The sequence below is a fragment of the Sphaerochaeta sp. S2 genome, assembly GCF_016406725.1.
GTDB lineage: Bacteria > Spirochaetota > Spirochaetia > Sphaerochaetales > Sphaerochaetaceae > Sphaerochaeta.
Genome location: NZ_JAEKNT010000157.1, coordinates 1 through 1,641, shown reverse-complemented (window position 1 = coordinate 1,641; position 1,641 = coordinate 1). Strand labels below are relative to the sequence as shown.

At 30.7% G+C, this 1,641-nt stretch carries 3 protein-coding genes; all 3 read right to left on the bottom strand.

The genetic code is table 11. The annotated features are described in order from the left end of the window. Positions 1-102: 102 nt before the first annotated feature. Positions 103-918, bottom strand: coding sequence for an IS3 family transposase (locus JF818_RS04085; RefSeq protein ID WP_370570302.1), 816 nt, complete (start codon positions 916-918; stop codon positions 103-105). 29 nt (positions 919-947) lie between these two features. Beyond that, entirely contained in the window at positions 948-1,286 is a 339-nt protein-coding gene (locus JF818_RS04080) for a helix-turn-helix domain-containing protein (RefSeq protein ID WP_198890701.1), read from the bottom strand. A 110-nt stretch (positions 1,287-1,396) separates the two neighbouring features. Next, a partial coding sequence (locus JF818_RS04075; protein ID WP_198890700.1) for a hypothetical protein occupies positions 1,397-1,641 on the bottom strand: 245 nt, incomplete at its 5' end.

Below are 1,641 nucleotides of genomic sequence, written 5' to 3'. Positions count from 1 at the left end.
ATCCAGTTTATCATGTAGCAGATGATCAATTGGCTTAATAGACAGTGAAGAGTAGATTATGAGTCAATACCTTTAAAAAGGACAAAATATAAAAAAGAGTTTTTAATTAAGAACTAACATCCTGAATTCCAGAGGTGTTAGTTCTTTTAATTGTTCTTGTTGTCTTTCATTATTATAGTAATGAACATAATCCTTAACGAGCTTTTGCGCTTCTAATCTATTGAAATTACCAGCTAAATAGATGCATTCTGTTTTAAGTGCACTAAACCACGATTCTATAGGTACATTATCTACACAACTACCTTTGGCGGATACACTGTGAGTAACATTATTTTCTTTGAGTACTTGAGAGTATACAAATGATGTAAATTGATGGCCTTGATCCGAATGTAGGATTAAATTTAATCTCTTCTTAGATTCCACTATTGCAAATGCTTCTTTTATTGTCGAAATCACTAATGGATTGTTATTTTTACTCGAAGTTTTGTATGCTATAATTGATTTGTCGTACATATCTTTAATAGCACATAGGTATTCGACACCTTGAGTTGTGTGAATATATGTGATATCAATAGACCATTTTTCATTTGGCTTGCAGGCTTTGAAATTTCGTTTTATTTGATTAGATATATTGTGGTGTTCAACCTTACTATATCTTTTCCGTTTAGGACGAATAATGGACTTTATATTATGTATTTTCATATATCTATATATGGTCTTGTTTGTGAGGAACAGACCATATATTTTTTTTATTTTCATTCTAATACTTACAATACCTCGACGTTTATCTTCAGAATAAACTTTAAATACTAAGTCAGAGATGTCTTTGTTAAAAGATTTATATTTTGGCCTACCAGATTTAACCCATGCATAGTAACCACTTCTTGAACACTTTAGAATACTACATAATAGTGCTATAGTATGTTTACTTCTAAGTGCATCAATAATTACATATTTTTCTTTAGCTTTTTCTGGTAGGCAAGGAACTTTTTTATATCATCTATAGTTTTCGCATATTCAATTAGTTCCTCGCGTGACATACTCTCAAAATCTAGTTTAAACTTTATCGGACGACGAGATCCCTTAGAACGTCTACCTCGATTATCATAAGTAGTACCTTTTTCGCGATACTGCTTCAACCAAACTTCTAAAGTTCTGTGAGATGTAATTTTATTAAGTCTCAAAGTCTCATTCCATCCAATTTCACCTGACAGATATGCTTCGACTATTCTGTTTTTTTCCTGAATAGTCCATTTTCTATTTTTACCACCTTTTGGTCTTCCCATAATGCTACCTCCAAATAAATTATACTAAAAAAGATGCTAACAATTATTTATTAACATCTCTTTTTCTTTATGTGTCTATTTTAAGGTAATACTCTCCAATGTGCACTCTTTTATCCAATAGATATATTCGCTGAAATGTAGTCTGTAACCTTTTTTACATCATGACGTACATAACCACGTTTCACCTCTATAAAATCGCTTTCAATTATTTCAATACCTAACTCTTTAAATAGATTTCTATCCTTCTTGTTTATGGTAAGCAGTTTAGAAGATTCTCTTTCATATCTCTCTTTAACTTCTTTAGAAACTTCACGGTTATTTGCTATGACATAATCAAACTGAATATCTTTTGTAT